Source organism: Streptomyces sp. DSM 110735 (assembly GCF_016482685.1).
Lineage (GTDB): Bacteria > Actinomycetota > Actinomycetes > Streptomycetales > Streptomycetaceae > Streptomyces.
Genome location: NZ_JACYHF010000003.1, coordinates 87,336 through 113,976, shown reverse-complemented (window position 1 = coordinate 113,976; position 26,641 = coordinate 87,336). Strand labels below are relative to the sequence as shown.

Annotated in this window: 28 protein-coding genes; 15 read left to right on the top strand and 13 right to left on the bottom strand. The window is 72.9% G+C overall.

All coding sequences use genetic code 11. The features are described 5' to 3' along the window. The first annotated feature begins 102 nt into the window (after positions 1-102). The gene (locus IF655_RS05960; RefSeq protein ID WP_199582594.1) at positions 103-1,134 is read left to right on the top strand and encodes an alcohol dehydrogenase; all 1,032 of its coding nucleotides are present in this window, start codon (positions 103-105) and stop codon (positions 1,132-1,134) included. Between the two features lie 325 nt (positions 1,135-1,459). Here IF655_RS05960 and IF655_RS05955 read toward each other — a convergent pair whose 3' ends face one another. Then, on the bottom strand, positions 1,460-1,825 hold the full coding sequence (locus IF655_RS05955) for a nuclear transport factor 2 family protein (protein WP_199582591.1): 366 nt from the start codon (positions 1,823-1,825) through the stop codon (positions 1,460-1,462). Positions 1,826-1,997: 172 nt separating this feature from the next. Here IF655_RS05955 and IF655_RS05950 point away from each other — a divergent pair, with 172 nt between their 5' ends. The 6 genes from IF655_RS05950 to IF655_RS05925 all read left to right on the top strand — a co-directional run bounded on the left by IF655_RS05950 (position 1,998) and on the right by IF655_RS05925 (position 6,176). After that, a complete protein-coding gene (locus IF655_RS05950; RefSeq protein ID WP_199582589.1) occupies positions 1,998-2,303 on the top strand; it encodes a hypothetical protein in 306 nt (101 codons plus the stop codon). 108 nt (positions 2,304-2,411) lie between these two features. Further along, a complete protein-coding gene (locus tag IF655_RS05945; RefSeq protein WP_199582587.1) occupies positions 2,412-3,500 on the top strand; it encodes an S-(hydroxymethyl)mycothiol dehydrogenase in 1,089 nt (362 codons plus the stop codon). Beyond that, the gene (locus tag IF655_RS05940; protein ID WP_199582585.1) at positions 3,500-4,129 is read left to right on the top strand and encodes an MBL fold metallo-hydrolase; all 630 of its coding nucleotides are present in this window, start codon (positions 3,500-3,502) and stop codon (positions 4,127-4,129) included. Before IF655_RS05945 ends, IF655_RS05940 begins: the two co-directional genes overlap by 1 nt. Before the next feature lie 115 nt (positions 4,130-4,244). Beyond that, positions 4,245-5,033, top strand: a complete 789-nt coding sequence (locus IF655_RS05935; RefSeq protein WP_199582583.1) for an SDR family NAD(P)-dependent oxidoreductase — start codon at positions 4,245-4,247, stop codon at positions 5,031-5,033. A gap of 130 nt (positions 5,034-5,163) precedes the next feature. Continuing rightward, positions 5,164-5,859, top strand: coding sequence for a L,D-transpeptidase family protein (locus IF655_RS05930; protein ID WP_199582581.1), 696 nt, complete (start codon positions 5,164-5,166; stop codon positions 5,857-5,859). Positions 5,860-5,990: 131 nt separating this feature from the next. Further along, positions 5,991-6,176, top strand: coding sequence for a hypothetical protein (locus IF655_RS05925; RefSeq protein ID WP_018548667.1), 186 nt, complete (start codon positions 5,991-5,993; stop codon positions 6,174-6,176). A 115-nt stretch (positions 6,177-6,291) separates the two neighbouring features. Here IF655_RS05925 and IF655_RS05920 read toward each other — a convergent pair whose 3' ends face one another. After that, positions 6,292-7,668: a S1 family peptidase gene (locus IF655_RS05920; protein WP_199582579.1), complete on the bottom strand. Its 1,377-nt coding sequence runs from the start codon at positions 7,666-7,668 to the stop codon at positions 6,292-6,294. 196 nt (positions 7,669-7,864) lie between these two features. Next, on the bottom strand, positions 7,865-8,695 hold the full coding sequence (locus IF655_RS05915) for an SAM-dependent methyltransferase (protein ID WP_199582577.1): 831 nt from the start codon (positions 8,693-8,695) through the stop codon (positions 7,865-7,867). 173 nt (positions 8,696-8,868) lie between these two features. On the opposite strand from IF655_RS05915, the gene IF655_RS05910 reads away from it, so the two are divergent. After that, complete coding sequence (locus IF655_RS05910; protein ID WP_199582574.1) at positions 8,869-9,255, top strand: PPOX class F420-dependent oxidoreductase; 387 nt, start codon at positions 8,869-8,871, stop codon at positions 9,253-9,255. Between the two features lie 54 nt (positions 9,256-9,309). Here IF655_RS05910 and IF655_RS05905 read toward each other — a convergent pair whose 3' ends face one another. Continuing rightward, positions 9,310-9,687: a Zn-ribbon domain-containing OB-fold protein gene (locus IF655_RS05905; RefSeq protein WP_199582571.1), complete on the bottom strand. Its 378-nt coding sequence runs from the start codon at positions 9,685-9,687 to the stop codon at positions 9,310-9,312. Between IF655_RS05905 and IF655_RS05900 the strand changes: the two genes are divergently transcribed. Beyond that, complete coding sequence (locus tag IF655_RS05900) at positions 9,668-9,865, top strand: hypothetical protein (protein ID WP_199582568.1); 198 nt, start codon at positions 9,668-9,670, stop codon at positions 9,863-9,865. The two genes, IF655_RS05905 and IF655_RS05900, sit on opposite strands and share 20 nt — an antisense overlap. 122 nt (positions 9,866-9,987) lie before the next feature. Here IF655_RS05900 and IF655_RS05895 read toward each other — a convergent pair whose 3' ends face one another. Then, entirely contained in the window at positions 9,988-10,707 is a 720-nt protein-coding gene (locus IF655_RS05895; RefSeq protein WP_199582565.1) for a TetR family transcriptional regulator, read from the bottom strand. A gap of 200 nt (positions 10,708-10,907) precedes the next feature. On the opposite strand from IF655_RS05895, the gene IF655_RS05890 reads away from it, so the two are divergent. Then, positions 10,908-11,750 carry a hypothetical protein gene (locus IF655_RS05890; protein ID WP_199582562.1) on the top strand — a complete coding sequence of 281 codons (843 nt, stop codon included), beginning with the start codon at positions 10,908-10,910 and terminating at the stop codon, positions 11,748-11,750. 100 nt (positions 11,751-11,850) lie between these two features. Then, positions 11,851-12,591 carry a peptidoglycan-binding protein gene (locus IF655_RS05885; RefSeq protein ID WP_199582559.1) on the top strand — a complete coding sequence of 247 codons (741 nt, stop codon included), beginning with the start codon at positions 11,851-11,853 and terminating at the stop codon, positions 12,589-12,591. A gap of 9 nt (positions 12,592-12,600) precedes the next feature. Here IF655_RS05885 and IF655_RS05880 read toward each other — a convergent pair whose 3' ends face one another. The 5 genes from IF655_RS05880 to IF655_RS05860 all read right to left on the bottom strand — a co-directional run bounded on the left by IF655_RS05880 (position 12,601) and on the right by IF655_RS05860 (position 19,120). Next, positions 12,601-14,943, bottom strand: a complete 2,343-nt coding sequence (locus IF655_RS05880) for a SpoIIE family protein phosphatase (RefSeq protein ID WP_199583318.1) — start codon at positions 14,941-14,943, stop codon at positions 12,601-12,603. A gap of 103 nt (positions 14,944-15,046) precedes the next feature. After that, positions 15,047-15,421, bottom strand: coding sequence for a hypothetical protein (locus IF655_RS05875; protein ID WP_199583317.1), 375 nt, complete (start codon positions 15,419-15,421; stop codon positions 15,047-15,049). Positions 15,422-15,569: 148 nt separating this feature from the next. Continuing rightward, positions 15,570-16,484 carry a MurR/RpiR family transcriptional regulator gene (locus IF655_RS05870; RefSeq protein ID WP_199582543.1) on the bottom strand — a complete coding sequence of 305 codons (915 nt, stop codon included), beginning with the start codon at positions 16,482-16,484 and terminating at the stop codon, positions 15,570-15,572. 108 nt (positions 16,485-16,592) lie between these two features. Further along, a complete protein-coding gene (locus IF655_RS05865; protein WP_242488592.1) occupies positions 16,593-18,155 on the bottom strand; it encodes a phospholipid carrier-dependent glycosyltransferase in 1,563 nt (520 codons plus the stop codon). Between the two features lie 281 nt (positions 18,156-18,436). Next, positions 18,437-19,120, bottom strand: a complete 684-nt coding sequence (locus IF655_RS05860) for a nucleoside/nucleotide kinase family protein (protein ID WP_199582540.1) — start codon at positions 19,118-19,120, stop codon at positions 18,437-18,439. 444 nt (positions 19,121-19,564) lie between these two features. Between IF655_RS05860 and IF655_RS05855 the strand changes: the two genes are divergently transcribed. Together IF655_RS05855 and IF655_RS05850 are read left to right on the top strand one after the other, a co-directional pair. Beyond that, the gene (locus IF655_RS05855) at positions 19,565-20,305 is read left to right on the top strand and encodes an HAD family phosphatase (protein ID WP_199582537.1); all 741 of its coding nucleotides are present in this window, start codon (positions 19,565-19,567) and stop codon (positions 20,303-20,305) included. Next, positions 20,302-22,650, top strand: a complete 2,349-nt coding sequence (locus IF655_RS05850; RefSeq protein WP_199582535.1) for a glycoside hydrolase family 65 protein — start codon at positions 20,302-20,304, stop codon at positions 22,648-22,650. Before IF655_RS05855 ends, IF655_RS05850 begins: the two co-directional genes overlap by 4 nt. A gap of 12 nt (positions 22,651-22,662) precedes the next feature. Here the strand turns inward: IF655_RS05850 and IF655_RS05845 are convergent, their stop codons facing one another. After that, the gene (locus IF655_RS05845; protein ID WP_199582533.1) at positions 22,663-23,151 is read right to left on the bottom strand and encodes a BlaI/MecI/CopY family transcriptional regulator; all 489 of its coding nucleotides are present in this window, start codon (positions 23,149-23,151) and stop codon (positions 22,663-22,665) included. 52 nt (positions 23,152-23,203) lie between these two features. After that, positions 23,204-23,410, bottom strand: coding sequence for a hypothetical protein (locus IF655_RS05840; RefSeq protein ID WP_199582530.1), 207 nt, complete (start codon positions 23,408-23,410; stop codon positions 23,204-23,206). Between the two features lie 236 nt (positions 23,411-23,646). On the opposite strand from IF655_RS05840, the gene IF655_RS05835 reads away from it, so the two are divergent. Beyond that, entirely contained in the window at positions 23,647-25,488 is a 1,842-nt protein-coding gene (locus IF655_RS05835) for a glycoside hydrolase family 15 protein (protein WP_199582527.1), read from the top strand. A gap of 7 nt (positions 25,489-25,495) precedes the next feature. On the opposite strand, the gene IF655_RS05830 is transcribed toward IF655_RS05835, so the two are convergent. Beyond that, a complete protein-coding gene (locus IF655_RS05830) occupies positions 25,496-26,080 on the bottom strand; it encodes a TetR family transcriptional regulator (RefSeq protein ID WP_199582524.1) in 585 nt (194 codons plus the stop codon). Between the two features lie 59 nt (positions 26,081-26,139). Here IF655_RS05830 and IF655_RS05825 point away from each other — a divergent pair, with 59 nt between their 5' ends. Further along, complete coding sequence (locus IF655_RS05825; protein WP_199582521.1) at positions 26,140-26,631, top strand: GNAT family N-acetyltransferase; 492 nt, start codon at positions 26,140-26,142, stop codon at positions 26,629-26,631. The last annotated feature ends 10 nt before the right edge of the window (positions 26,632-26,641 follow it).

The window sequence follows — 26,641 nt, the reverse complement described above, 5'->3', positions numbered from 1 at the left end:
GCCACGCCGGACCGCACTCCGCTCGGCGCGCGTGATCCCGGGCGAACTGGTCTGCTGGAACGGCAGGGCTCCCCACTCCCGAGCCGTACCCCGGAGACACGCATGAGCACGTATCGAGTCGCGCAGGTCACCGCCCCCGGCGGGACGTTCGAGCTGGTGGAGCGGGAGGTGCCGCATCCCGGACCCGGCCAGGTGCGGATCGCCGTGGAGGCGTGCGGGATCTGCCACAGCGACGCCCTGTTCGTGGACGGCGCCGCGCCCGGCATCACCTTCCCCGAGGTCCCCGGACACGAGATCGCCGGGCGGATCGAGGAGCTGGGCGAGGGCACCCTCGGCCGGGGCTGGAACGTCGGCGACCGGGTGGCGGTCGGCTGGTTCGGCGGCAGTTGCGGCTACTGCACGCCCTGCCGCCGGGGCGACTTCATCGCGTGCGTCCGCCTGAAGGTGCCCGGCTGGGCCTACGACGGCGGCTTCGCGGAGAAGGTGGTCGTGCCCGTCGACGCGCTGGCCCGCATCCCCGACGGACTCGACGCCACCGCCGCGGGACCCATGGCCTGCGCGGGCGTGACCACCTTCAACGGGCTGCGGCGCAGCGTCGCCCGCGCGGGCGACCGGGTCGCCGTCCTCGGCCTCGGCGGGCTCGGTCACCTCGGCGTGCAGTTCGCCGCCGCGATGGGCTTCGAGACCGTGGCCATCGCCCGGGGACCCGAAAAGGCGGGGTTCGCCAAGGAGTTGGGCGCGCACCACTACATCGACAGCACGTCGGGCACGCCGGTCGCCGAGGCACTCCAGAACCTCGGCGGCGCCAAGGTCGTCCTCGCCACCGCCGGGAACTCCGCCGCGATGTCCGCCACGGTGGACGGTCTCACCCCGCGCGGCGAACTCGTCATCATCGGGGTGTCCCCCGAGCCGCTGGACATCTCCCCGCTCCAGCTCATCAGCGGCGTCCGCGAGGTCAGGGGCCACCCCTCGGGCACCTCCCAGGAAGTGCAGGACACCATGAACTTCGCCGTCCTGCACGGCATCCGCCCCATGACCGAGGTCGTCCCGCTGGCCGACGTGGAGTCGGCGTACCAGAAGATGCTGGCGGGGAAGGCGCGGTTCCGGATGGTGCTGGAGACGGCGGGCGCCTGAGCGGGTGCCTCCGGCGGGGGGTGAGGACTTGGCTCGGACCGGCCGAGCGGCGGCGCCTGGTCATGGGTGCCGTCCGGAGGTTCGGGGCGATGCGGGGGATCGTCTCAACCGTGCCGCCGTCGCCGCCCCGGCCGGTGCCGGGCGGCGTACCGGGCCGCCCGGCCCGCCGTGCGCAGCGCGGAACGCAGGACACCGGCAGACGCCCGCGCCGCGGAGACGGGGACCGGCCCGGTCACTGCGCGGGGCGGGCGGGGGCCGTAGGACGCGCGGGCCGAGAACGACCACGACAGGCGGGAGCCGACCTGGGCGTGCGCGCCCCGCGTGCCTACTCGTCCCATGCCTGGATCAGGATCTGCTCGGAGATCCTGCCGTCCCGCAGGGTGATCATCGACTCGGCGTAGACCCGGTCGCCGTTGGCGTACTCGCAGGACTCCGTGAACGCCGCGTGGTCGCCGTCGATGACGCACTGGCCGAGCCGGTGGATCATGTCGCGGCTGTAGATGTCGGCGAGCATCTCCCGGATCTCGTTCCGGCCGCGCAGCACCTTGGGGTGGCTCGGCTGGGCGTCGCGGTCGATGACGCGTATCTCCGCGTCGTCCTCGTACAGGTTCAGAAGCGAGTCCCCCGTGTCGGACTCGATGCTCTCGCGCAGGGTGTCGGTGGTGAACGCGGGGTTTTTCGTGCTGCCCATGGTGGCCTCCTTCGGACGACGGCGGCCCGGCGGGGAGCGGGACCGCACGGGTCCACCTTTCGAGGCTCCCCCGCCCCGGCGGCCACGGCAAGCGCAGACGCCGCGCTCCACCTGTCGGGTGAGGAGCGGCAGGTGCCCGTGTCCGGGGCGGGGCGCGCGCGTTGCAGAGGGCATGATCTCAACACGACGTATCGTCGCCGCGGTCGGTCTCGCCGTCGGCGTCACGGGACTTGCCGCGCCGCTCGCGAGCGCGGCCGACGCGAGCGCCGCGGGCACCGGGCAGATCAACCCGATGACCACGCTGGACAACCTCGCCGTCAGCGACATCCCCGCCGAGCACCGCGCCGAGGTCCCCGGCGTCGGCGAGCAGCTCCGCGGTCTGAACCAGCTCAGCGACATGAACCGCCTGAACGAACTCCACCAGGTGACCGACCTGGCCGCACCGGCGCTGGGCGTCCTCCCCGCGCTCGGCGGCTGACCGCAGGACCGACGCTCTCCGGACCGGGCCCTTCAAGGCCCGGTCCGACGTATGTCCGTGGCGTAGGGTCGGCGGCGAAGGCACGTACAAGGGAAGAGGGGCCAGGTCATGGCGCAGGAAGTACGCGGCGTAGTCGCACCGGGGAAGGACCAGCCGGTGCGCGTCGAGACGATCGTCATCCCCGATCCCGGGCCCGGCGAAGCTGTCGTACGCATCCAGGCCTGCGGGGTCTGTCACACCGATCTGCACTACAAGCAGGGCGGTATCAACGACGACTTCCCCTTCCTGCTGGGCCACGAGGCCGCGGGCGTGGTCGAGTCGGTCGGCGAGGGCGTCACCGAGGTGGCGCCGGGTGACTTCGTCGTCCTCAATTGGCGCGCGGTGTGCGGCAATTGCCGTGCCTGTCTGCGCGGGCGCCCGTGGTACTGCTTCAACACCCACAACGCCAAGCAGAAGATGACGCTCGCCTCCACCGGTCAGGAGCTGACCCCGGCGCTCGGCATCGGCGCCTTCGCGGAGAAGACGCTCGTCGCCGCCGGACAGTGCACCAAGGTGGACCCGGCCGTCTCCCCGGCGGTCGCCGGACTGCTCGGCTGCGGTGTGATGGCGGGCATCGGCGCCGCGATCAACACGGGCAACGTGGGCCGGGGCGACTCCGTCGCCGTCATCGGCTGCGGTGGCGTGGGTGACGCGGCTGTCGCGGGCGCGCGCCTTGCCGGGGCGGGGAAGATCATCGCCGTCGACATCGACGACCGCAAGCTGGCCAAGGCACGCGAACTCGGCGCCACCGACACCGTCAACTCCCGTGAGACCGACGCGGTCGAGGCGATCCGCTCGCTGACCGGCGGCTTCGGCGCCGACGTGGTGATCGAGGCGGTCGGCCGCCCCGAGACCTACCAGCAGGCGTTCTACGCCCGCGACTTGGCGGGCACCGTCGTCCTCGTCGGTGTCCCCACCCCCGAGATGAAGCTCGAACTGCCGCTGCTGGACGTGTTCGGCCGCGGCGGTGCCCTCAAGTCGTCCTGGTACGGCGACTGTCTGCCCTCGCGCGACTTCCCGATGCTCATCGACCTGCACCTCCAGGGGCGGCTGCCGCTGGACGCGTTCGTCACCGAGACGATCCAGATCGACGAGGTGGAGAAGGCGTTCGAGCGGATGCACGAGGGCGACGTGCTGCGTTCGGTGGTGGTGCTCTGATGACCGCCCGCATCGAACGCCTCGTCACCTCGGGCCAGTTCACCCTCGACGGCGGCACCTGGGACGTCGAGAACAACGTCTGGATCGTCGGTGACGACCACGAAGCCATCGTGATCGACCCGGCCCACGACGCCGAGGCCATCGCCCGCGCGGTCGGGGACCGGCGGCTGACCGCCATCATCTGCACCCACGCGCACAACGACCACGTCAACGCGGCTCCCGCCCTCGCGGACCTCACCGGCGCCGTCATCTGGCTGCACCCGGACGACCTGCCGCTGTGGAAGCTCACCCACCCCGACCGCGACCCCGACGCCCACCTCGCCGACGGTCTGGTCATGGAAGCCGCCGGAGCCGACCTCACCGTCCTGCACACCCCGGGCCACGCCCCCGGCGCCGTCTGCCTCTACGACCCCGGTCTCGGCACCGTCTTCAGTGGCGACACCCTCTTCCAGGGCGGTCCCGGCGCCACCGGTCGCTCCTACTCCCACTTCCCGACGATCATCGACTCCATCCGGGACAAGCTCCTCACCCTCCCCCCGGAGACCAAGGTCCTCACCGGCCACGGCGAGCCGACGACCATCGGCGCGGAGACTCCCCACCTGGAGGAGTGGATCGAACGCGGGCACTGATCCCCGCTGATCTTCGCCAACACGCGGACAGGGGCGACCGGTTGAGCAACCGGCCGCCCCTTCTTCGTGCGTACGACCTCTGTCGCGTCGCGCCCCGCTGCCCTACCGTCGCCCCATGACCCATCCCACTCGCTTCGCGGACCACGGAGTTCTCGTCACCGGTGCCGCCCGGGGCATCGGGGCCGCGGTCGCGCGGCGGATCGCCGAGGAGGGCGGGCGGGTTCTCGTCACCGACCGGGACGCCGGGGAGGCGGAGCGGACGGCGGCGGGACTGCGGGAAAAGGGGCTGGACGTACGGGCGTTGGCGTGCGACGTGGGGGAGCGGGGGTCGGTCGAGGCGGCTGTCGCGTACGCCGTGGACGCGTTCGGGGCGCTGGACGTCCTGGTGAACTGTGCCGCTCGGTCGTCGCCGGACCCGGAGTTGTTCGAGGACGGTGACGACGAGGTGTGGGAAGGGGACCTCGACGTCACGCTGAGCGGGGTGTACCGGTGCTGCCGGGCCGCGTTGCCGCATCTGGCCGCCTCCGGGCGGGGAGCGGTCGTGAGCATCGGGTCGGTCAACGGGCTGCAGGACTTCGGGGGTCACGCCTACAGCGCCGCCAAGGCGGGGCTGGCGTCGCTCACCCGGACACTCGCCGGGCACGCGGCCGCGCGCGGGGTGCGGGTGAACCTCGTCGTGCCGGGAACGGTGCGCACCTCCGCCTGGGAGGGGCGCGACGAGGACCTGGCGGCGGTGCGGGGGCTCTATCCGCTCGGGCGGATCGGGGAGCCGGAGGACATCGCCGCTGCCGTGGCGTTCCTCGCCTCGCGCGACGCCGCCTGGATCACCGGTACCGCCCTCGTGGTGGACGGCGGACTCACCGCCGTGCACACCGGATTCCACGCGGCGCTGCACGGGCGATGACCGACAGACGGTGAAGTTCACCGTTTCGTCACAGCATGACCGGAACCACAACCGTCCGCCCCGGGCGCGGGTCTAGTAGGCGACGGATGCCGCGGGGCAGCCGAAGTGGAAGAGGGGAAGGGGTCAGGACATGGGGGACACACGCAGACGAGGTGCCGCCCTGCTCGGCGTCACCGCGCTGGCGGCGCCGCTGGCGCTCGTCGTCACCGCCGCACCGGCGCAGGCCGCGAGCTGCAGCACGAAGGCGGGTCCGTACCAGAAGCAGGTGGAGAAGTTCCTCGGACGGCCGGTCGACGGCAAGCAGTCCAGCGCCGACTGCTCGGCCATCCGCGCCTTCCAGAGCAAGCACGGCATCACCCCCACCATCGGCTACGCGGGCCCGGTGACCTGGGGAGTGATGGACCTCATGAACAAGCAGAAGGCCGTGGGGAAGAACCCCAACAAGGCGGGCAAGTGCCCGGTGAACAAGGGTCGCGTCGCCTGTGTGAACCTCACGCTCCAACTGAGCTGGATCCAGGACGGCAAGAAGCTGGTCTACGGTCCCGTGCCCGTGCGCACCGGGCGCGACCACTACGAGACCCGCACCGGTCTGAAGAAGATCTACTGGCGGGACATCGACCACGTCTCGAACATCTACGACGTGCCGATGCCCTACAGCCAGTTCTTCGACGGCGGTCAGGCGTTCCACTCCGTCGGACTGAGCATGTGGAACCCGCCGGGCTCCCACGGCTGTGTGAACATGACCACGAAGGACGCCAAGAAGTACTGGTCGCTGCTCAAGAACGGCGACGACGTGTTCGTGTACGGCCGCAAGCCGGGCACCTGAGACGCGGGACCGGGGGCGCCCCGCGCCCCCGAACTCCGGCCGCGTCATGGCCCATTGACGTGATGAGTAACACGGTCCGAAATGTCCGCATCGAGCACACTTGCTCACGCCGTCTTCACGGAGACCGGCATATGCTTCACACCATGTCCACCACTGCTGACACCGCCTGCCAGCGGTCGGCCGCGGAGGTCAACGAGGAGATCCGGGCCCTGTGGCGCCGCTCGGGCGGGATACTCACCACCGAGCAGCGCGCGGAGTACCAGCGCCTCGTCCTGGAGTGGGCCTCCGCGACACCGCAGCCGCGCCGCCCGTCCTGAACCGGCCGCCGCGCGACCATCGCCGTACCCGTTCGCCGTCCCTTCGTGACCGTACGGGCGCGTCCAGTGACCGATTTCGTCGATCGACCCCTTGTTTCCCCGCGCCCGCCCCGCGTCACCCCCAGGTCGCCGAGTAGTACCGCTGGTAAGCCCGCCGCTCCTGCTCCGAGCGGATGTAGCGGGCCGCGATCAGGGCGATCAGACTGCCGGCCATGATCAGCAGACCGGGAGCCACGTTCCGGGTGTCCGTGAGGCGTGCCAGCAGCGTACGACCCTGCGCGATACCGCTCACGGGAGCCGAGGAACCGGGCGCGGCGGCACTCGGGGCGACGGTGCTCTGCGGGGTGGGAGTCGGCGCGGAGGACGGGTTCTGCGCGGCCCCCGCCTTCCCGCCGGAGGTGATCAGGCGCACGTTCAGCGCCTGCATCGCCTTGGTCAGCGGCTGGAAGAACGTCGTACCGCCGGACGTGCAGTCGCCGCTGCCGCCCGAGGTGACGCCCAGCGCCACCCCCTCGGAGAACAGCGGACCGCCGCTGTCGCCCGGTTCGGCGCACACGTTCGTCTCGATCAGACCGGTGACGGTGCCCTCGGGGTAGTTCACGGTCGCGTTGAGCGCGGTCACCTGGCCGTCGTGCAGCCCGCTGGTGCTGCCGCTGCGGAACACCCGCTGCCCCACCGTGGCGTCGCCCGCCCCGGTGATCCGCACGCCCTTGCCGCCGCCCACCGCGACCACGTCGGCACCCGGACCGGCTTTGCCGGAGTCGTACTGCACGAGGGAGAAGTCGGCGCCGGGGAAGTTGCTGTTCACCGTCGCGCCGAGCTGCTGGTCGGCCTGGTTGTCGGCGAACCAGATGGAGCCGGTGGGTCCGCAGTGGCCCGCCGTGAGGATGAAGTCCCGTTGCCCGTTGGTCACGTTGAACCCCGCCGAACAGCGGCCGCTCGTGGAGAGGATCGGCTGCGCGCCGTTCAGCCGCGTGGTGAACGTGCCCTTCGATCGCTCCATGGTGACGAAGTCCCCGATGCGCGAGGCGACTTTGGTCATCCGGGTCCAGTCGCCGGACGACACCGTGCTGTCCGCCTGCACCACGACCCGGTTGGTGCGGTAGTCCACCGACCACGCGGTGCCCGCCACCCGCGGAGCCGAACGCAGCGTCGCCGCGGCCGACTTCAGCTCGTTCATGCTGTGGCCCACCATCTTGGGCTCGGCGCCCGCCTGGCGTACCTCCTCGGCGGCACCGGCGTCCGTCACCGCGACGACCGGCCGTCCGTCGGCGCCGATCCAGCTTCCCGCGGAGCGTGCCGTCCCCAGCTTCGCCGTCAGCGCGGTGCCCGTCACTCCGGCGGTGCCCGCCGTGCTCAGCGGGGTCGCGGGGGAGCGCGGGGTCTCGCTCGCCATGGCCGCCTGTGTCACCATCGCGCCCCCCAGAAGGAGTCCGCCGACGGCCGCCAGCCGTGTCACTCGCCGGACGACCCGCCGTCGTGCGTGCCTCATGCCAGACTCCCGAAACCCCGAGCGCGCGATACCCCTGCCGGGCACCACGGGGCTCTCCGGTCGATGAGCGCCCGCCCCTGAGTACGTGGGGCGGGGCGGGCGCGTTCAGCGACCGCGGCGATCTTCCGACGGGTTTCGCGGATTCCGTTTTCCCGTGCGTCTCCCGTACGCGCAGGGCGAGTTGGGGTGGGCGCGGTCAGTTCTTGCGGGCCACTCCGCCGAACATCGCGACCTCCTCCGGTTCCGCCCCGTCACCCGGCTCAGGACGCCAGCGCGAGCAGGAGACGACACCCGGCTCCAGCAGTTCGAGACCGTCGAAGAAACGGGTCACGTTCTCGGGCGTGCGCTGGGTGAGCTTGGGAGTGCCGTGCTCGTTCCAGAACGCGACCGCCTCGTCCACGTCCGGCATCGAGGGGCTGGTGACGGTGTGCGAGAGCACGAGATGGCTCCCGGCGGGCAGCCGGTCGGTCAACCGCCGTACCAGTCCGTACGGGTCCTCGTCGTCGCCGATGAAGATGACCACGCCGAGCAGGATCAGCGCCACGGGCTCGTTGAAGTCCAGTGTCTTGGCGGCGTGTTCGAAGATCGCGTCGATGTTGCGCAGATCCTCGTCGAGGTAGTCGGTACGGCCCTCGGGGGTGCTGGTGAGCAGGGCGCGGGCGTGGGCGAGGACCAGCGGGTCGTTGTCGACGTAGACGATGCGGGCGTCCGGCGCGAGCCGCTGGGCGACCTCGTGCGTGTTGTCGGCGGTGGGCAGCCCGGTGCCGATGTCCAGGAACTGCCGGATGCCCGCCTCCTGCACGAGGTGACGTACCGCGCGGCCGAGGAAGAGCCGGTCGGCGCGGGCGTACTCCCCGATGCCCGGGTGGAGTTGGCGGATCTGGTCGCCCGCCGCGCGGTCCACCTCGTAGTTGTCCTTGCCGCCCAGCCAGTAGTTCCAGATCCGGGCGGTGTGCGGCTGGCCGGTGTTGATACGGGCGCGCAGCGACTCGGCGACGTCGTTGGCGGCGGCCGGGTTGTCGGTCACGTGGGTCAGCTCCTGGGGGCGTCGGGGGAGTGGTGCCTTGAGCGGTGCACGGGTCAAGACGCAATCTAGACGCAGGAGTTGATCCCCGCCGCTGGTCCGGCGTATTCCGCCGCGCAGCCCTTCGCCGCCCCCGTCGTGCTGCCGGGTGCGGGGGCGCCTCCTAGACTGCGGACATGGACGACACGCTTCCGGCCCGGCTCGGCGCGGGCAAGTACCTGCTGGTGACCAGCTACCGCAAGGACGGCACGCCCGTGCCCACTCCGGTCTGGGTGGTGCGCGACGGCGACGCCCTCGGAGTGTGGACGACCGCCGACAGTTGGAAGGTCAAGCGCATCCGCCGCCGCGCCGATGTGCTGGTGGGTCCCTGTGACATGCGCGGCAACGCGACCGGAGAGCCGGTTCCGGCCACCGCCGAGATCACCGACGCGGACACCACGGCCCGCTACCGCTCGCTGATCGCCCGCAAGTACGGCATCGTCGGCCGCCTCACCCTGCTGGGCAGCAAGCTGCGCCGGGGTGTGGAGGGCACGGTCGGCATCCGGATCACGCTCAAGGACTGAGCGAGCGAGGAGCGGACCGCTCAGGAGGTCAGCCGCGCACGGTACGCGCCCGGCTCAGCTCCACGCCCGGTACGCCTCGTCGACGAGCTGGAACACCGGCTCGCCCCGCACCGGGTCCTTGGCCGTGGACAGCCGCACCCGGTCCCCGCTGTGGATGCCGACGGCCGGACCCATGACCCGGCCCCGCACCACGAAGCCCTCCGCCATCTCGACCAGCGACACATTGCGCGCCATCGGGGTGTTGCGGTGCACCACGGTGGAGTGGCGGACCGTGCCCGCGCCCTGGCTGCGCTCGGTGCGCAGATCGCTGCCCTGACACACCGGGCACAGCAGCCGGTGGTACATCGCCGTGCCGCACCAGGCGCAGCGCTGGAAGGTGAGGGCGTCCCTGTCCTCGGTGGACCGCGTGGGTATGACGGACCCGGTGGACATGGGCGTCGCGGTGGCGGACGGGGCGGGCACGATCCCGGCGCCGGACGCCGTCGCGGCGGACCGGGGTTCGAGTACGCCCGCCGTCGAGCCGCCCGCCGGGTGCGCGGCGCTTGCTGAGTGGTGGTACACGCTGGTCAACTCCCTGCGCTGGGCCGGAAATCCCGAACGCGCGGTGTGAACCGCGCACACGTGTGCCCGGTCGTCGTGCCACCGTGCACACCGCCAGCGTATGGCACTCAGTGTCAGTCGTAAAGGCACTCCGTACCCTCAATCTGTGCCCGCGACCGCGCGGTTGCCCCGTCAGGGGCGCCCCAGCGCCGCCTCGAACTCCCGCACCACGCGCCACAGCGGGGCGTCGCGCCGGGCGACGACCACCACCACGTCCTCGCCCCCGGCGGGGGCACCGCGTACCACCGCGCCGTCTGCCGGTTCCGTGAACGCCGCCCGGACACAGCCCAGCGCGTGGTCCACGGCAGCGTCCGCGTCGCCCGCGCCGTCCGAACGCAGCCAGGAGCGCAGGGCGTTGTTGTGCGCCGCGACCACCGCCGCCGCGATCACGTCCGCGCGCAGCGTGCCGTCGGGGCGCCCCGCGTACCGCTCCCGCAGATGTCCGGCGAGCGCCCGCTCGTAGCGCCGCATCACCGACAGCTCGTACGCGCGCAGCCCCGGCACCTGCTTGGTCAGCCGGTAACGGCGCACCGAGAAGTCGGGGTCCTCCGCGTACATCCGCAGCACCAGCCGAGCCGCGTCGCACACCCGCTCCACCGGGTCCCCGGTGCCCTCGCCCGCCGCGAGGAAGGCGGTCATGTCGGCGAGGCAGCGCTCGTGGTCGGGGAAGACCACGTCCTCCTTGGAGGGGAAGTAGCGGAAGAACGAGCGCCGTCCGACCCCGGCGAGCGCCACGATGTCGTCCACGGTGGTGCGGTCGTACCCCCGCTCCAGGAAGAGCCGGAAGGCGGCGTCGACCAGGGCGTCACGCATCGGCGGCTTCGCGGCCGGGACCGCGCTGCTGGTGCTCATGAGCGGGAAAGTAGCACCCCTGGGCAATGTGTGGCACTCGGTGCAGCGCAACCTCGCCCATGAGGGGACCGAGTGCTGTACGGCAGCGCGAGGGCGCGCATCTCCACGTGATCACCCCAGGGCCCGCCGATCATCACCCCCCGTCTGCGGCGTAACCTTTCTCCGCCCTGTCGCCACCGGCCCGCCCGAGGAGAACCCCCATGCGCCGCCCCCGCCTGCTCTACGTCACCGATCTGGCGTTCCCGGCCCGCGGGCGCCGCTACGGCGACGAGGACGTGTTCCTCACCTCCCGGCTGCGCGCCCACTTCGACCTGGCCCTGTGTCACCCGCTGGACGCGGCCGCCCTGATGGACGACTTCGACGCGGTGGTGGTCCGCAACTCCGGACCGGTGCTCGGCTATCTGGCCGCGTACGAGAAGTTCCGGGCGCACGCGCTGGAGACCGGAGCGCGGGTGTACAACCCGCTCACCGGCAGGGCGGACATGGCGGGCAAGGGCTATCTGATCGAGCTGACGGCGGCGGGGTACCCGGTCATCCCCACCGTCGACCGCGCCGAGGACCTGGACCGGCTGCCGCGGTCCGACCGCTACGTGGTCAAGCCGCGCCTCGGTGCCGACTCCCTCGGGCTGCGCGTGGTGCCCGCGAGCCGGGTCGCCGAGGCGCCCGTCGCCGACGGCAGCGTCCTGGTGCAGCCGCACGTCGACTTCACCCACGAGATCTCCTTCTACTTCGTGGACGACGACTTCGAGTACGCCCTCTACGCCCCCGACCCCCGCCGCCGCTGGGACCTGAAGCCCTACGCGGCCACCGCCGCCGACCTCGAGTTCGCGCGCCGCTTCATCGACTGGAACGCCCTCGGCCACGGCATCCAGCGCGTCGACGCCTGCCGCACCCTCGCCGGTGACCTGCTCCTGGTCGAACTGGAGGACCTCAACCCCTACCTCTCGCTGGACGCGCTCACCGAGGACGACCGCGAAGCCTTCGTGGCCACGCTGACGTCCTCCCTGAACCGCTTCGCCCAGGGCGTGTCGAGCCCGGTCTGACCTCCGGGGCGGCGCCCGCCCTGAACGGCCGTGCCCCGCGCTCCGTATCCCCCGTCGGGACCGCGCACTCCCGGACCCGAGGGACGGAAAGGAGAGCAGCGTGCCGACACCCCCCGATCCCGAACCGCCGCGCCCCGGGCGGATCGTGGAGCCCGTCCGTGTCGTACGGGCCCGCCGTCAGGACGCGCTCGCGGAGCTGATGCGCGAGCTGCTGCCGCGGGACGGCGAGGCGCCGCGCGAGACCGCCGGTACGCCCCCGCCCGAGCCACCCGGCACAACACCGCCGCCACCGTCACCGCCGTCGCCCCTGCTCGCGCCCGCCGGAGCCGAGGACGACACCCAGGAGCTGCCCCCGGTCCCCGAGGAGTCCCCGGCGTCCCCGGCACGCCCGGAGCGGCCGGTGCGCCGTGCCGTCGCGGTGCTCGCCCTCGGCGTCGCCGCGCTGATCGGCTTCGGCTGCGCCCTGCTGCTGCCCGCCCGGCAGAGCGCCACCGCCGCCGCCCGGCCCCCGCACTCCGCCGCCCCGCGCCCGGTGACCATCACCCCGGCCACCACCGAGCCCGCCACCCCGACCGCGCCCGTCGCCCCCGCCGCGTCCGCCACCGCCGACCCCGACGGTCCCGGCACCCTGCGCGAGGGCGATGCCGGACCCGAGGTCACCGAGCTGCGCGAGCGCCTGCTGCGCATCCCCGACGTGTTCCGGGACGGCTCCGCGACCGGCGGCTACGACGCCGTGCTCGCCGCCGCCGTCGCCCGCTTCCAGCTCTGGTACGGCATCAGCGGCGACGAGCGCGGCGTCTACGGCGACGACACCCGCCGCGCACTGGAGTCGCGTACCTGAGCGGTCCGGCTACTCCCCGGCCGGGGGCATCCTGATGTCCACCACGCACACGTCGTCGCGCCGCTCGTCCGCCAGCAGCGAGGCGAGCAGCGCGTCCAGCGAACCGGCGCCCTCCCTGCCCTGCGCGCGGACCGTGCCGGCCAGGCGCGACAGAGCCGTGTCCAGGCTCTCGCCGGGCCGCTCCACCAGACCGTCGGTGTACAGCAGCAGCCGGTCGCCCGGTTCCAGGCGCAGCTCCGCCGACTCGAAGACCGGCGCCGCGCTCGCGCCCAGCAGGATGCCCCGGGGGCGCGGCACGTAGCGCACCTCGGCGCCGCGCACCAGCAGCGGCGGCGGATGCCCGGCCTGCGTCCAGGTGAGCACGCGGGTACGGGGGTCGTAGCGGGCGAGGATCATGGTCGCCGTGGTCAGCGCCTCCCGGGAGTGCAGCAGCAACTGGTTGAGCCGGGACAGCGCCCCGGTCAGCGAGGAGCCCGTGCTGACCATGCCCTTGGCGGTGAACCTGAGCTGCGCCATCGTCGCCACCGCGTCGATGCCGTGCCCTGCCACGTCGCCCACCACGAACAGCGCCTGGTCGTCGGGGAGTTCGATCGCACTGAACCAGTCGCCGCCGACCTGGATGCCCGACTGCGCGGGCAGATAGGCGATCTCGACGCGCAGCCCGGCCAGGCTCACCGGCTTGCGGGGCAGCGGCAGCAGGGCGTGCTGGAGCCGTCCCGCGAGCGCCCGCTCCGCCTGGAGGACACCGCGCTGGAGGAGCATCGCGCGTTCGCTCTCCACCAAGGCGAGTTCGGCGCTGCGCTGCGCGGTGAGGTCCTGCACGAAGCCGTGCACCTCCACCGGGGTGCCGTCCGGATCCGCCACCGCCTCCGCGACGATCCGCAAGTGCCGTACGCCGCGCTCGGTGTGGATGCGGAAGGGGAGGTCGAACGGCGTGGCCCGGGTGGTGAGTTCGGTGATCGCCCGGGTGAGGGTGTCCGCGTCGTCCGCCGCGACCAGCCGGGGCAGCCGCTCCAGCGGCACCGGACCGGCGGCGGGGTCCTGACCCAGCACGGCGTACGCCTGCGCGGACCAGGCCGTCTCGCCGGTCGCCAGGTTCCAGACGGCCCAGCCCAGATTGCCCAGCCGCTGCACGTCGGCCAGCCGCTGCTCCTGCAGCTCCGCCGGGTCGTGCCGCAGCCAGGTCACCAGCAGACCGCCGTCCAGCGGGGCGGCCCTGACCGAGTAGGTCGCGGTCACGGGCACGCCGTCCACGGTGTCGTGGTAGGCGAACGGCTCGCTCTCGAAGGGGACCTTGGTGGTGAGCGCCTGGAGGTAGCCGTCCCACAGCGCCTCGCCCGCGACGGACGGATAGCTCTCCAGGATGCGGCTGCCGACCATGTCCTGCCCGGTGCGGCCGAACACGTCCACCGCCTCGGGCGCCGCCGCCTCGATGCGGTAGTCCTCCACCTCTCCGGAGGGGGAGCGCAGCGGGCACAGCAGGATCGCGGCACCGGGCAGCGCGTCGAGCACGCTCTGCACGGGCTGCGCACTGTCGTCATGGCCGTCCGGACGGGAGTCGAAGGCGCGCAGCCGTCCCGCGCACAGCCGGGCCACGGCGCGCAGCAACTGCCGTTCGCGCGGGGTGAACGGCCGCTCCTCGCCGCGCAGGACACCGAGGACGACCCCCGACGCCGGACCGCCGGGCACCGGCAGCCACGCCCGGGACCGCCAGCAGTCCGGCGGGTCGTCGACGAGCAGATAGTGCTCCCGGTCCCTGGCCAGGTCCTCCAGCCAGCACGGCTCACCGGCCGCCAGCGCGTCCAGCGGCGCCACATTGGTCAGGGGCGGTATCCGGTGCCACTGCGCGGCGAAGGTGGGGGCGATGCCGGCGTGCCCCATCAGCTCGATGCCGCCCTCGGGCAGCCGCTCGTACAGCATCACGGCGTCGGCGCCCGCCTCGGGCGCCAGATGCCGCAGCAGGCACCCGGCCAGCTCCTGCGGGGAGCCGACCCGCACCAGGTCCCGGCCCACCGCGCCGAGCACGTCCGCGACGTCGCCGGAGCCGGAGGCGGGCGCGGAGCGCCGCGCGTCCCGGTCGGGCTGTCCCTCGGCTTCCCGCCGGGGTCGCTCCAGGGCGCCCAGGGTCAGCCAGCACTCCTCCAGCAGGGTGCGATTGCCCGTTCGGGCACGCCGCAGCAGTTCGTCGTGGGCCGCGTCGGCGGACCGGCCGTCCGCCGCCATCAGGGCACCCTTGGCGCGCTCCATCACCGCGGTGGTGGCGGCTTCGTCCCGCAACCGCTCCAGTTCGGCGCGCTGCCGTGCCACGGCCTGGGCCAACGCCGTGGGGTCGGCGCCGGTACCCGGTTCCACGGGAAGCGCTGGATCGCTCGTCACGCGTTGAGCATGGCACAGGTGCGGCCGCTCGATCACGTGTCCGGCCGGTACGTGTGCTGCTCACACGGTTGCGCGGCGCTCAGCGGGTGGTGCCGCGTCCGCCGAGCGCCTCGGAGACCACGCGCACACTGCGCGCGATGTGCTGGAGCTGGAGCAGCTCGGCCGCGTAGAGCTTGATGGTGTGCTCGATGACCGATTCGGGCAGGCCGAGGACGGGCAGCTCCGTACGGGCGGTCTGCAGCGCGGTGCGCGCGACCCGGATCTCCTGTTCGACCTGGAGCCGGGCGTGCCGGGCGAGCAGGACGGGGTGCCTGATGAGCGCCGGGTAACCGGCGTAACGGGCGGGGATCAGCTCGCGCAGCCAGCGGGCCGCCGAGCGCTCCCAGTCGTAGCTGCCCGGGGTCTTGACCTGGCATGGCCAGTCGGGGCTGATGCGCGTGGTGGTCATGGGCATGATCGTCGTCGCTTCCGGGTGTGCCGCGTGGGGGGCGCCGGGAGCAGTATTTATATATGCCGTCGGGTTTTCAAGACGCATGAAAACATTCATGCGCGCCTGGTCGTGTGGGCGTCTTCGCCGGTACGGGAACATGCGGGCTCACGGCTCACTCCGGCAGGAAGAACTGCCGTTCCTCGGCGCCCCGCTCGTACTTCTCCAGCCGGGCCTGGGTGCGCTCGGGGTCCGCGTCCGTCATCGCCTGGAGCAGCGCGGCGGCCATCACGCCGGGCGCCGCGTAGGAGTCGAAGACCAGCCGGGAGCCGGTGCCCGTGGCGAAGGTGACGTCCGCCTCGTCGGGCAGCGGACCGAGCGCCAGGTCGGTGACCAGGGCGACCTTCAGACCCGCCTCGCGCGCCACCCTGAGCGCGGTGAGCGTCTCCCGTGCGTGCCGGGGCATCCCGAACGCCAGCACCCAGCTCCCGCCCGCCTCCCGCGCCTGGAGCAGCGCGTCGTACGCCACGCTCCCGCCGTGGGTCACCAGCCGTACGTCGGGATGGATGCGCCGGGCCGCGTACCCGAAGTACTCCGCGAGCGAGGCGGAGATGCGCAGCCCGAGGACGGTCAGCGGGGTGGAGCGGGAGAGCGCGCGACCCACCCGGACCACCTTGCCGGGGTCGGCGAGGTCGCGGCGCAGGTTCTCCAGGTTCTGGATCTCGGCGTCCACGGCGGACTGCAGCTCGTTCGCGCGGTCCGCCTCGTGCGGGCCCGGCAGCGTGCTCAGCGCGATCGACTGGAGCCGCTCGCGCAGCGCCGGATAGCCGCTGAAGCCGACCGCCGCCGCGAACCGGGTCACCGACGGCTGGCTGACCCCCACCCGGTCGGCCAGCTCGGTGATCGACAGGAACGCCGCCTCGGTGATGTGTTCGATCAGATACTGCGCGATCCGCCGCTGCCCCGGGGACAGCCGGGGTCCGTCGAAGAGCGCGCGCAGCCGGGAGGTCGGGGAGGCGTCGGCCCGGGAGACGTCGCCGCCCGAGGTGATCGCTGACGCCTGGGCGCGTGCCGCCTGCGGAGAGGGCACCGGCCCGTCGACTTTTTCTCCCACGATCACTCAACATAGCCCACCCCCCTCTGCCGCCCGCCGGGTTGTCGCGGCCACGGGCGCCCGGCTCAGCGCCCGTAGAGGATCTCAGCGCCGGTACAGCGTGATCGAGTACCCCACCTGATCCACCGGACGGCTGGTCCGGATCAGCCGGGCGAGATCCCCGCGCGCCTTCGCGGCAGCCGAGTCCGACACCGCGAGCAGCCCGTGCACCCGCGACAGGGGCACCGCGCGCGGATCGGCGGCGTGGATGCCGTACGCCGACGGCACACCGGCGCCCTTGTACACCAGCCACACCCGCTCGCCCGGATACCGCTCCCGCAACCGGTCCCCGAGCCTGCCGAGGTCCTGACCCCAGTCCACGTTGGAGTCGTGCAGCACTTGGTGCGTGGCCGCGGGACCGCCGAACGCCTCGTTGGCGTACGGCAGGTAGTACGGGTACACCCGCAGCGAGGTCACCGCCGCCCAGGCGACGAGCAGCCCGGTCAGCGGCACCGCCCACCGGTACCGGACCGCCGTCACGCAGCCCGCTGCCACGCAGCCCGCCGTCACCGCCAGGAACACCGGCACGAACAGCGCGTACCGGGTGCCGAAGTCCCGCGCGCCCGTCATCGCCACGGCCAGCAGCAGCGCCGGGGGCAGCAGCAGATACGGCGCGGCGGGGCGCAGCGGGCGAAGCGTCAGGGCGGCTGTGGCGCCGGCGGCGCCCAGCGCGAGCAGGGCGATCGGGGTCTTCACCAGGAGGGCGGCGGGGAGGTAGTACCAGAGCGGTCCGGTGTACAGCCGCCCGAACAGGAAGCCCTGCCAGGCGTGGTGCTCGAAGGCGAACTGCACGCGCATCCCGGCCCGGTAGGCGGGCGGGAGCGGCAGCAGCGAGGTCAGCCTGCCGTGCAGTCCGGCGAGCGCGGGCACCGGTTCGGCGGGGGAGAAGCGCAGGCGGGGATCGACCGCCGCGTACACCGCCCACACCACGGCGACCGCCAGCACCGCCACCGTCACCCCGCCTGCGGCAGTGAGCAGCGCCCGGCGGCGCCGGTCCGCGCCGGGCAGCGCGTGCCACACGGACAGAGCGGCGAGCAGCATCAGCACCGGGATCGCGGGCAGCGCGCTCATCTTCGTCGCGAGCGCCGCGCCGAGGGCCAGACCCGTGAGCGGGACGTACCGCCGGGGGCGCCGTCGCGCCCGCCAGGCCAGCCACGCGGCGGTCACCAGGAAGCCCGTCACGGGCAGGTCCAGCGTGGCCAGCGCGCCGTGCGCGATCACGTCGGGCGAGAAGGCGTACAGCGCGAGCGCCACCAGCCCGCCCGGCGTCCCCGCCACGTCACGGGCGAACGCGAACACCACCAGACCGGTCAGCAGCGTCAGCACGATCACCGGGAGCCGCGCCCAGAGCATCAGCCGCCCGGGGTCGTTGCCCGACTCGTACAGCAGATGCCGGCCCACGTCGCCCTGGGTGCCGGGCGTGGACGGGTCGTAGCGCGGGTCGGCCACCGCCACCCCGGCGGCGATCAACAGCTTGCCGAGTGGGGGGTGTTCGGGGTTGTAGCGCAGGCGGTGCTCGCGGAGGTAGTCGGTGGCGGTCGCGACGTACACCGGCTCGTCGATGGTGGGCGACTGCTGGACGGCGGTGGTCACCATGGCGACGGCCATCTGGCCAAGGAGCAGGGCGACGAGCACGACGAGCAGCGGGCGGCGGGTGCCCGGGGGCAGCCGGAACCGCGCCGGGGAGAGGACGGCTCCCGGTTCCCCGGAAGCCCGTTCCGCCCGAGGAGCCGTCCGCTGTTCGCTCGCCATCGCCCGCCCCGCGACGGCGCCCCCGGTCGCCGGGGCGACGGTCCGCGTCACCCGCGTCCGGCGGCGCCACCGCCCCGTGAGTCGTACCGGCGGACCCTCCGCCGTGCCCTGGGGTACGGTCCCGGGGCGGCCGGGGTTCACCCCGACGCCGGGGAGGGGACGGACGGCGTCCCCTGCGGCGAGGGGAGCGCGGCGCAGGGCACGATCAGGTCGGCGGCGTCGCGCGTCGTCGCGATCAGGTCGGCGTTGCGCTGGTCAGGACCCAGCACCCAGGCCATCGCGTCCGTGTGCGGCTTGCCGAACTCCTCGTGCCGGGCCACCAGACGCCGTACCCGCTCCGCCTCGTCCACCTCGCAGTACCAGACCTCGTCCAGCAGCGGTCGTACCCGCGCCCATGAACCCTCGCGCAGCAGAAGGTAGTTGCCCTCCGTCACCACCAGCCGCGCGCTGGGCGGCACGGGGATGGCACCGGCGAGCGGCTGCTCCAGCACGCGCTCGAAGCCGGGCGCGTACACGACCTCGTCCGTCTCGGTCCGCAGCCGCCGCAGCAGCGCCGCGTACCCGCCCGCGTCGAAGGTGTCCGGCGCGCCCTTGCGGTCCCGCCGCCCCAGCCGCTCCAGCTCGGCGTCGGCCAGATGGAACCCGTCCATCGGCACATGCGCCACCCACGGCGGACCGTCGGCGTTGAGCGCCCGCGTCAGCGACTCCGCGAGCGTCGTCTTGCCCGCGCCGGGCCCGCCCGCGACACCCAGGATCGCGCGCTCCCCGTCCCTGACGAGGTTCCGCGCGCGGACAAGAAGGTCTTCGAAGATCGACGGCATGGGGCGAAGTGTGCCACCGGCGCTCCGCTGGTGGAACGGGTGGCGCGGGTTGAGAGTGCGACCGGGTGGGACGGGGCGTGGGCGGGGTGTGTGGTGGCGGTGCCGCGTGCCGGGGTGGCTGGAGCGGGTGTGGCCGGAGCGGGCGTGGTGGGGCTGTGCTGCCGTGGCGCGGAAGCGCGCGGGCGCGCCCGTCCGGACCCGGGGCGGGCCGGCGTCCGGCGGCGAGGCGCGCCGCGGGGAGGGCGTGCGGTCCTGGAGCGCCTGTTCGGCAGCACCGCGCCGTCGTAGGCACCCGGCGTACCGGTCTCCGCCCCATCGCCGTGCCGCACCCCCCCACCCGGCGGTACCGCCGACCCCCACCCGGCCGTACGCCGCGTACCCACCCAGCCGTACCGCCGGGCGGCCCCGGGAATCCGCCCCCGCTTCCGGGGAAGGCTGGCTGTTATGACTCAGCTCGGACTGCCCGACACCATCCTGGCCTGCCTGTTCGACCTCGATGGCGTCGTGACGAAGACGGCCGTGGTGCACGCGGCCGCGTGGAAGGAGACCTTCGACGCGTATCTGCGCGGCTACGAGGGGGAGCAGGGGCGGCCGTTCGACGCGGTCGCCGACTACGACGAGTACGTGGACGGACGCCCCCGCGCGGACGGCGTGCGGGCCTTCCTGGAATCGCGGGACATCCATCTGCCCGAGGGAAGCCCGGACGACCCGCCGGACGCCGACACCGTCAACGGACTCGGCAACCGCAAGAACGAACTGCTGCTGGAGAAGATCCGCAGCGGGGGCGTGGAGGCGTACGACGGGACGCTGCGCTACATCGAGGCGGTCAGGGCGCAGGGGCTGCCGACCGCCATCGTGTCGTCCAGCGCCAACTGCCGGGACGTGCTGCGCGCGGTCGGCGCCGAGGACCTCTTCGACGTACGGATCGACGGGGTCGTCGCCGCCGAACGGCATCTGCCGGGCAAGCCGCGCCCCGACACCTTCCTCGCCGCCGCCCACGACCTCGGCATCGAGCCAGGGCGCGCCGCCGTCTTCGAGGACGCGCTCGCCGGGATGGACGCGGGGCGCGCGGGCGGCTTCGGATACGTCGTCGGACTCGACCGGACCGGACAGGCCGACGCGCTCTACGCGCACGGCGCGCATATCGTCGTGAAGGACCTCGCCGAGCTGGGAGGAAAGCAGTGATCACGGAGCGCGCCTACACCGTCGAACCGTGGACCGTCCGCGAGACGGCGCTCGACCTGGACATCCTCGCCCAGAGCGAGTCGGTCTTCGCCCTGTCCAACGGCCATGTCGGCTGGCGCGGCAACCTCGACGAGGGCGAGCCGCACGGTCTGCCGGGCAGCTATCTCAACGGCGTGCACGAGCTGCACCCGCTGCCGTACGCCGAGGCAGGATACGGCTATCCGGAGTCCGGGCAGAGCGTCATCGACATCACCAACGGCAAGATCCTGCGGCTGCTCGTCGACGACGAGCCGTTCGACCTGCGCTACGGGCGTCTCGTCTCCCACGAGCGCGTCCTCGACATGCGGCGCGGGGTCCTGGAGCGCACCTGCGAGTGGACCTCGCCCGCCGGGTCCACGGTCCGGGTCCGCGCCACCCGTCTGGTCTCGCTCACCCAGCGCGCGGTGGCCGCCATCGCCTACGAGGTGGAGGCCGTCGGGCGCCGCAGCCGGGTCGTCATCCAGTCCGAGCTGGTCGCCAACGAGAGCCTGCCGGGACCCAACGGCGACCCGCGCGCCGCGATGACCCCGCACTCCCCGCTGGAGCAGGAGGACGGCTTCGCCTCCGGCGAGCGGCTGCGCCTGGTCCACCGCACCAAGCGCAGCGGACTGCGGGTCGCCGTCGCCGCCGACCACGTCGTCTCCGGGCCCGGGCGCACCACCAGCCGCAGCGAGAGCGGCACCGACGTCGCCCGGCTCACCGTCACCTCCGTCCTGGAGCCGGGGCAGACCCTGCGGGTGGAGAAACTGGTCGCGCACGGCTGGTCCGGCACCCGTTCGCTGCCCGCGATGGCCGACCAGGTGGACGCCGCCCTCGCCGCCGCCTCGCACGACGGCTGGCAGGGTCTCCTCGCCGACCAGCGCGCCTGCCTGGACGACTTCTGGGCCCGCGCCGACGTCGAGGTGGACGGCGACGAGGAGATCCAGCAGGCCGTGCGCTTCGGTCTCTTCCACGTCTTCCAGGCGGGCGCCCGCGCCGAGCAGCGCGCGATCCCCGCCAAGGGGCTCACCGGCTCCGGCTACGACGGGCACGCCTTCTGGGACACCGAGATGTTCGTGCTCCCCGTGCTCACCCACACCTCCCCGCGCGCCGTCGCCGAAGCGCTGCGCTGGCGGCACAACACCCTCGACGCCGCGCGCGAACGCGCCGCCCAACTCGGGCTCGGCGGAGCCGCGTTCCCCTGGCGCACCATCGAGGGCTCGGAGGGCTCCGCGTACTGGCCGGCCGGCACCGCCGCGTTCCATGTGAACGCGGACATCGCGGACGCGGTCGTCCGGTACGTCGAGGCGACGGGCGACGTCCGCTTCGAGCGGGAGGTCGGCGTCGAACTGCTCGTGGAGACCGCCCGGTTGTGGCGCTCCCTGGGGCATCACGACCACCACGGCGCCTTCCACATCGACGGCGTGACCGGACCCGACGAGTACAGCGCCATCTCGGACGACAACGCGTACACCAACCTGATGGCCCGTCAGAACCTGCTCGCTGCGGCCGACATGGTCGAACGGCACCCCAAGGAGGCGCAGCGGCTCGGCGCCGACGAGGAGGAGAGCGCGGCCTGGCGCGACGCCGCCGAGGCGATGAACATCCCCTACAACGACGAACTCGGCGTCCACGAGCAGAGCGCGGGCTTCACCCGCTACCAGCGCTGGGACTTCGCGGGCACCGGACCCGACCAGTACCCGCTGATGCTGCACTTCCCGTACTTCGACCTCTACCGCAAGCAGGTCGTCAAACAGGCCGACCTGATCCTCGCGATGTACACCTGCGACACCTGCTTCGACGACGAGCAGATCGCCCGGAACTTCGCCTACTACGAGCCGCTGACCGTCCGCGACTCCTCCCTGTCCGCCTGCTGCCAGGCCGTCATCGCCGCCCAGACCGGACACCTCAGGCTCGCCTACGCCTACACCACCGAGGCGGCCCTGATGGACCTGCACGACCTGGAGCACAACACCCGCGACGGACTGCACATCGCCTCGCTCGCCGGTACCTGGATGGCCCTGGTCGCGGGCTTCGGCGGCATGCGGCGCCCCGTCGGCCGCTCCGGTCTGCGCTTCGCCCCCCGCCTCCCCGAACACCTGCGCCGCCTCGCCTTCCACCTCCAGTACCGGGGACGCCGCCTCCGGGTCGAGATCAGCGCCGACAAGGCGACGTACTCCCTCCTCGACGGACCCCCACTGGTCCTCAGCCACCACGGCGAACCGTTCACCCTGAACACCGGCGAACCGGCGGTGCGCCCCTTGCCTCCGGCACCGCTGCGGCAGGCACCGGAACAGCCGCCGCACCGGGAGCCGCGGGACGTGTGAGGGGGGGTGCGCTCACGCGGTGGGGGCGCCTCGGGTCCGGCTGGACCCGCTCTCGCCAGGGGGTCGCGTCCGGGTCGCGTCCGGCTCGGGGGCACCGTCGGGGACGGCGGTCCTCCCGTGTCCGGTGCCGCCGTCCGGGTCGGTCGTCAGGAAGCCGCGTAGCGCCCGGGTCTCCTCCGGGCGCAGCAGGGGGATCAGGCGGGCGAGGGCGCCGATGGGGTCGGGGCACTGGTCCAGGGTGCGGCGCAGCAGCTCGGCGGTCAGTTGGGCGGGGTGTTTGGCGGGGCGGTACGCCCCTCGGCGGCCGTCCGCGTCGCGCAGGACCAGACCCTTGTCGTAGAGGCGCTTGAGGATGGTGTGCACGGTGTTGTAGGCGAGACCGCCGATGCCCGCCTGGATCTCGGCAGGGGTCAGCGGCCGGTCGGTGGCCCAGAGCGCGGTCAGCACCTCGTTCTCCAGCGCCCCGGCGCAGCGCCGCATCACCTTGCCGTCGCCGGTCATGGCCGAAACCCGCGGCGCGCGGAGCGGCACCGCCCCGCGCGCCGCAGCCGATCTAGGGCAGCAGCTTCTCGACCGCCGCCGAGCCCTCGCTCTCCAGCTTGCGGCGGGCCCAGTCCAGGTTCTTCGGCGTGACGTCCCTGCCCGCCGCCATCACCAGGTCCTCCGGCGAGACGTCCCGGGAGGGAGCGGTGTGGAGCAGGGCGTCCGGGGTGCAGTACTCGTCGGACGACCGGGACTCTTCGGATGTTGAGCGGGACATGATGCCTCCTCGTCGGTCCGGATGGGCGCATCCGTTCCGGTGCCCGCAGAACGGGGCACCCTTTCACCATTGCCCGCCGGGCCACACCCCGCATCCGGAGACCGCCCGGCGACCGGTGCCGGACCGCCTGCCCGCCCCCGACGCCCCCCACACATCCCCACGCCCCGGAGCGCACGAACACCTCCCACCCCGCCCTAAGCTGGAAGCACCCCGTATCCCACCGGGAGGCAGCGGCGATGGACGGGACCTCCTTTCAGCAGGACATCTCCAGGGGCGGCGCCCGCCACCTGCCCATCGCCGAGCACGGGCTCGTGGGGGATCTGCGGAGCGTGGCGCTGGTCGGCAGCGACGGGACCATCGACTGGTACTGCTGCCCGTCCTTCGACGCGCCGAGTGTGTTCGCGGCGCTGCTCGACCCCGAGCGCGGCGGACGGTTCGCGCTGGCGGCGGCCGTACCCGCCCGGACCAAGCAGTTCTACTTCCCCGACACCAATGTGCTCATCACCCGGTTCTTCACCGAGGAGGGTGTGGGGGAGGTGCAGGACTTCATGCCGGTCACCGGCGACGACCAGGCGGAGGAGAGCCGCCACCGGCTGATACGGCGCGTGGTCTGCGTCCGCGGCACCGTCCCGTTCCGCGTCCTGGTCGCCCCGCGCTTCGGCTACGGCGCCGACCCGCACACCGTGCGCGACGACGAAGGGCGGATGCTCTTCGAGTCGCCCGCGCTGTCCCTCGCGCTCACCACCACCGTCCCGCTGGAGTGCGACGGTCGTGACGCCCGGGGCGATTTCAAGCTCGGCGAGGGCGAGACCGCCGTGTTCGCCCTCGACCAGGCGGGCGACGAGATCGCCCCGCGCGGCTGCGCCCACGCCGAGGCGGAGCAGGAGTTCAACGCGACCGTCGCCTACTGGCGCCGCTGGCTCGCCCAGTCCCGCTACCGGGGACGCTGGCGCGAGATGGTCCACCGCTCCGCCCTGACCCTCAAGCTGCTCACCTACGCCCCCACCGGCGCCATCGTCGCCGCCCCCACCACCAGCCTGCCCGAACAACTCGGCGGCGAGCGCAACTGGGACTACCGCTACGTCTGGGTGCGCGACGCCGCCTTCGCCGTGTACGCCCTGCTCCGGCTCGGCTTCAGCGGCGAGGCGGAGGCGTTCATGCGCTTCCTGACCACCCACATCAGCCCCGGCGACGGCGCGGCACGCGGTCCGCTCCAGATCATGTACGGCATCGACGGCCGCACCCAGTTGCCCGAGCGCGAACTGCCCCACCTGGAGGGCTACCGCGGCTCCGCACCGGTCCGCGTCGGCAACGCCGCCGCCGGACAGCTCCAACTCGACATCTACGGCGCCCTGGTGGACTCCATCTACCTCTACGACAAGTGGGCCCAGCCCATCTCCAGCGCCCAGTGGGACGACGTGTGCCACCTGGTCGACTGGGTCTGCGACCACTGGGACCAGCCCGACGAGGGCGTGTGGGAGACCCGGGGCGGCCGCAAGAACTTCCTGTACTCCCGGCTGATGTGCTGGGTCGCCATCGAGCGCGCCATCCGCCTCGCCAACCGCCGCGGGCTGCCCGCCGACCACCGCCGCTGGCGCCAGGCCCGCGACGCCGTCTACCGTCGGATCATGGACCGCGGCTGGTCGGAGCGGCGCCACGCCTTCGTGCAGCACGAGGCGAGCGACGTCCTGGACGCCTCCGTACTGATGATGCCGCTCGCCAAGTTCATCGCCCCCACCGACCCCAAGTGGCTCTCCACCCTGGACGTCCTCACCGAGGAACTGGTCTCCGACTCCCTCGTCTACCGCTACGACCCCGGCGCCAGCCCCGACGGTCTGCGCGGCGACGAAGGCACCTTCTCCATCTGCTCGTTCTGGTACGTCGAGGCACTCGTCCGCGCGGGTCGTCTGGACGAAGCCCGTCTCGCCTTCGAGAAGATGCTCACCTACGCCAACCATCTCGGGCTCTACGCCGAGGAGATCGGCCGCACCGGAGAGCAACAGGGCAATTTCCCGCAGGCGTTCACCCATCTCTCCCTGATCAGCGCGGCATTCAACCTGGACCGGGCGCTGGGGTGAACCAGCCCTACATTGAGCCCAGTTGGTGGTGGACCGCCGCAGTGACCCGCTCGGTGTCGCCCGTCGCCAGCAGGTCCAGCAGCCCGCCCCGCAGCACCGCGAGCACCAGGGTCCGCTCCGCGCGCGCCGCCCCGGTCTCCCGCGGCGCGGCGGGCTGCGCGTCCGCGAGCAGCGTCAGCCAGTCCTCGACCGTGGCCCGCGCGAAGCCGCCCCACGGACCGTCCGGGTCGGTGAGGGAGCGGGCGTAGCTCTCCACCCACAAGGTCAGCAGCCCCCGGTGGGCGTCGTCGGACAGCCACCGCCACAGCTCCCGCGCGACCACCCGCAGCCCGCCGGGCGCCTCCGGCGACTCCCGCATGTCCATGATCCGCCGCAGCGCGGCCAGCTCGTCGGCGCGCGCCCGCGCGAGCAGGGCGCGGATCAGCCCGTCCTTGCTGCCGAAGAGGTAGAGCAGCACCCGCGGACTGGACCCGATCGCCTCCGCGAGCGGGCGCAGGGACAGCTCCGCGAGACCGCCGCGCAGCGCGTAGGCGTAGGCGGCCTCCAGGAGTTCCCGGCGGCGGGGGGAGGGGTCTGGCTCGGCGGGGCTCACAGGAGCTAGTCTACTGAAACAGTCGTTTCAGTGACGCGGAAGGGTACCGGGAGGACGCGATGACGGAGCGTACGGCGGTCGTACGACCCCTGGGCCGGCCCGGCGACCTGGGCTGGGTCGTGATGGCCCACGGGGAGTTCTACGACCGGGAGTTCGGCTGGGACACCGACTTCGAGGCACTGGTCTGCCGGATCGTCGCCGACTACGCCGACGGCAAGGAACCCGGACCGCGGGCGGCGTGGATCGCGGAGGTGGACGGACAGCGGGCGGGCTGTGTCTTCTGCGTGCGCGCGGACGACCGCACCGCCAAGCTGCGCCTGCTCCTCGTCGACCCGGCGACCCGCGGACTCGGCGTCGGCGCCCGGCTGATCGACGAGTGCCTGGACTTCGCCCGCGCATCCGGGTACGAGGCGATCACCCTGTGGACCAACGACGTCCTCGGCTCCGCCCGCCGCCTCTACCAGCGCCACGGCTTCGAGCTGACCGCCGAGGACCCCCACCACAGCTTCGGCCACGACCTCAACGGCCAGACCTGGCAGCGCCGCCTCTGAACGCAAGCGC

Excerpts from the sequence above, each read along its gene's own strand:
- IF655_RS05860 (WP_199582540.1), bottom strand. The coding sequence starts at position 19,120 with ATGCCGTCGATCTTCGAAGACCTTCTTGTCCGCGCGCGGAACCTCGTC.
- IF655_RS05895 (WP_199582565.1), bottom strand. The coding sequence starts at position 10,707 with ATGAGCACCAGCAGCGCGGTCCCGGCCGCGAAGCCGCCGATGCGTGAC.
- IF655_RS05835 (WP_199582527.1), top strand. The coding sequence starts at position 23,647 with ATGGACGGGACCTCCTTTCAGCAGGACATCTCCAGGGGCGGCGCCCGC.
- IF655_RS05900 (WP_199582568.1), top strand. The coding sequence starts at position 9,668 with ATGACGGACCCGGTGGACATGGGCGTCGCGGTGGCGGACGGGGCGGGC.
- IF655_RS05935 (WP_199582583.1), top strand. The coding sequence starts at position 4,245 with ATGACCCATCCCACTCGCTTCGCGGACCACGGAGTTCTCGTCACCGGT.
- IF655_RS05855 (WP_199582537.1), top strand. The coding sequence starts at position 19,565 with ATGACTCAGCTCGGACTGCCCGACACCATCCTGGCCTGCCTGTTCGAC.
- IF655_RS05825 (WP_199582521.1), top strand. The coding sequence starts at position 26,140 with ATGACGGAGCGTACGGCGGTCGTACGACCCCTGGGCCGGCCCGGCGAC.
- IF655_RS05955 (WP_199582591.1), bottom strand. The coding sequence starts at position 1,825 with ATGGGCAGCACGAAAAACCCCGCGTTCACCACCGACACCCTGCGCGAG.
- IF655_RS05875 (WP_199583317.1), bottom strand. The coding sequence starts at position 15,421 with ATGCCCATGACCACCACGCGCATCAGCCCCGACTGGCCATGCCAGGTC.
- IF655_RS05950 (WP_199582589.1), top strand. The coding sequence starts at position 1,998 with ATGATCTCAACACGACGTATCGTCGCCGCGGTCGGTCTCGCCGTCGGC.
- IF655_RS05920 (WP_199582579.1), bottom strand. The coding sequence starts at position 7,668 with ATGAGGCACGCACGACGGCGGGTCGTCCGGCGAGTGACACGGCTGGCG.
- IF655_RS05960 (WP_199582594.1), top strand. The coding sequence starts at position 103 with ATGAGCACGTATCGAGTCGCGCAGGTCACCGCCCCCGGCGGGACGTTC.
- IF655_RS05925 (WP_018548667.1), top strand. The coding sequence starts at position 5,991 with ATGCTTCACACCATGTCCACCACTGCTGACACCGCCTGCCAGCGGTCG.
- IF655_RS05910 (WP_199582574.1), top strand. The coding sequence starts at position 8,869 with ATGGACGACACGCTTCCGGCCCGGCTCGGCGCGGGCAAGTACCTGCTG.
- IF655_RS05930 (WP_199582581.1), top strand. The coding sequence starts at position 5,164 with ATGGGGGACACACGCAGACGAGGTGCCGCCCTGCTCGGCGTCACCGCG.
- IF655_RS05945 (WP_199582587.1), top strand. The coding sequence starts at position 2,412 with ATGGCGCAGGAAGTACGCGGCGTAGTCGCACCGGGGAAGGACCAGCCG.
- IF655_RS05865 (WP_242488592.1), bottom strand. The coding sequence starts at position 18,155 with ATGGCCGTCGCCATGGTGACCACCGCCGTCCAGCAGTCGCCCACCATC.
- IF655_RS05840 (WP_199582530.1), bottom strand. The coding sequence starts at position 23,410 with ATGTCCCGCTCAACATCCGAAGAGTCCCGGTCGTCCGACGAGTACTGC.
- IF655_RS05940 (WP_199582585.1), top strand. The coding sequence starts at position 3,500 with ATGACCGCCCGCATCGAACGCCTCGTCACCTCGGGCCAGTTCACCCTC.
- IF655_RS05905 (WP_199582571.1), bottom strand. The coding sequence starts at position 9,687 with ATGTCCACCGGGTCCGTCATACCCACGCGGTCCACCGAGGACAGGGAC.
- IF655_RS05845 (WP_199582533.1), bottom strand. The coding sequence starts at position 23,151 with ATGACCGGCGACGGCAAGGTGATGCGGCGCTGCGCCGGGGCGCTGGAG.
- IF655_RS05890 (WP_199582562.1), top strand. The coding sequence starts at position 10,908 with ATGCGCCGCCCCCGCCTGCTCTACGTCACCGATCTGGCGTTCCCGGCC.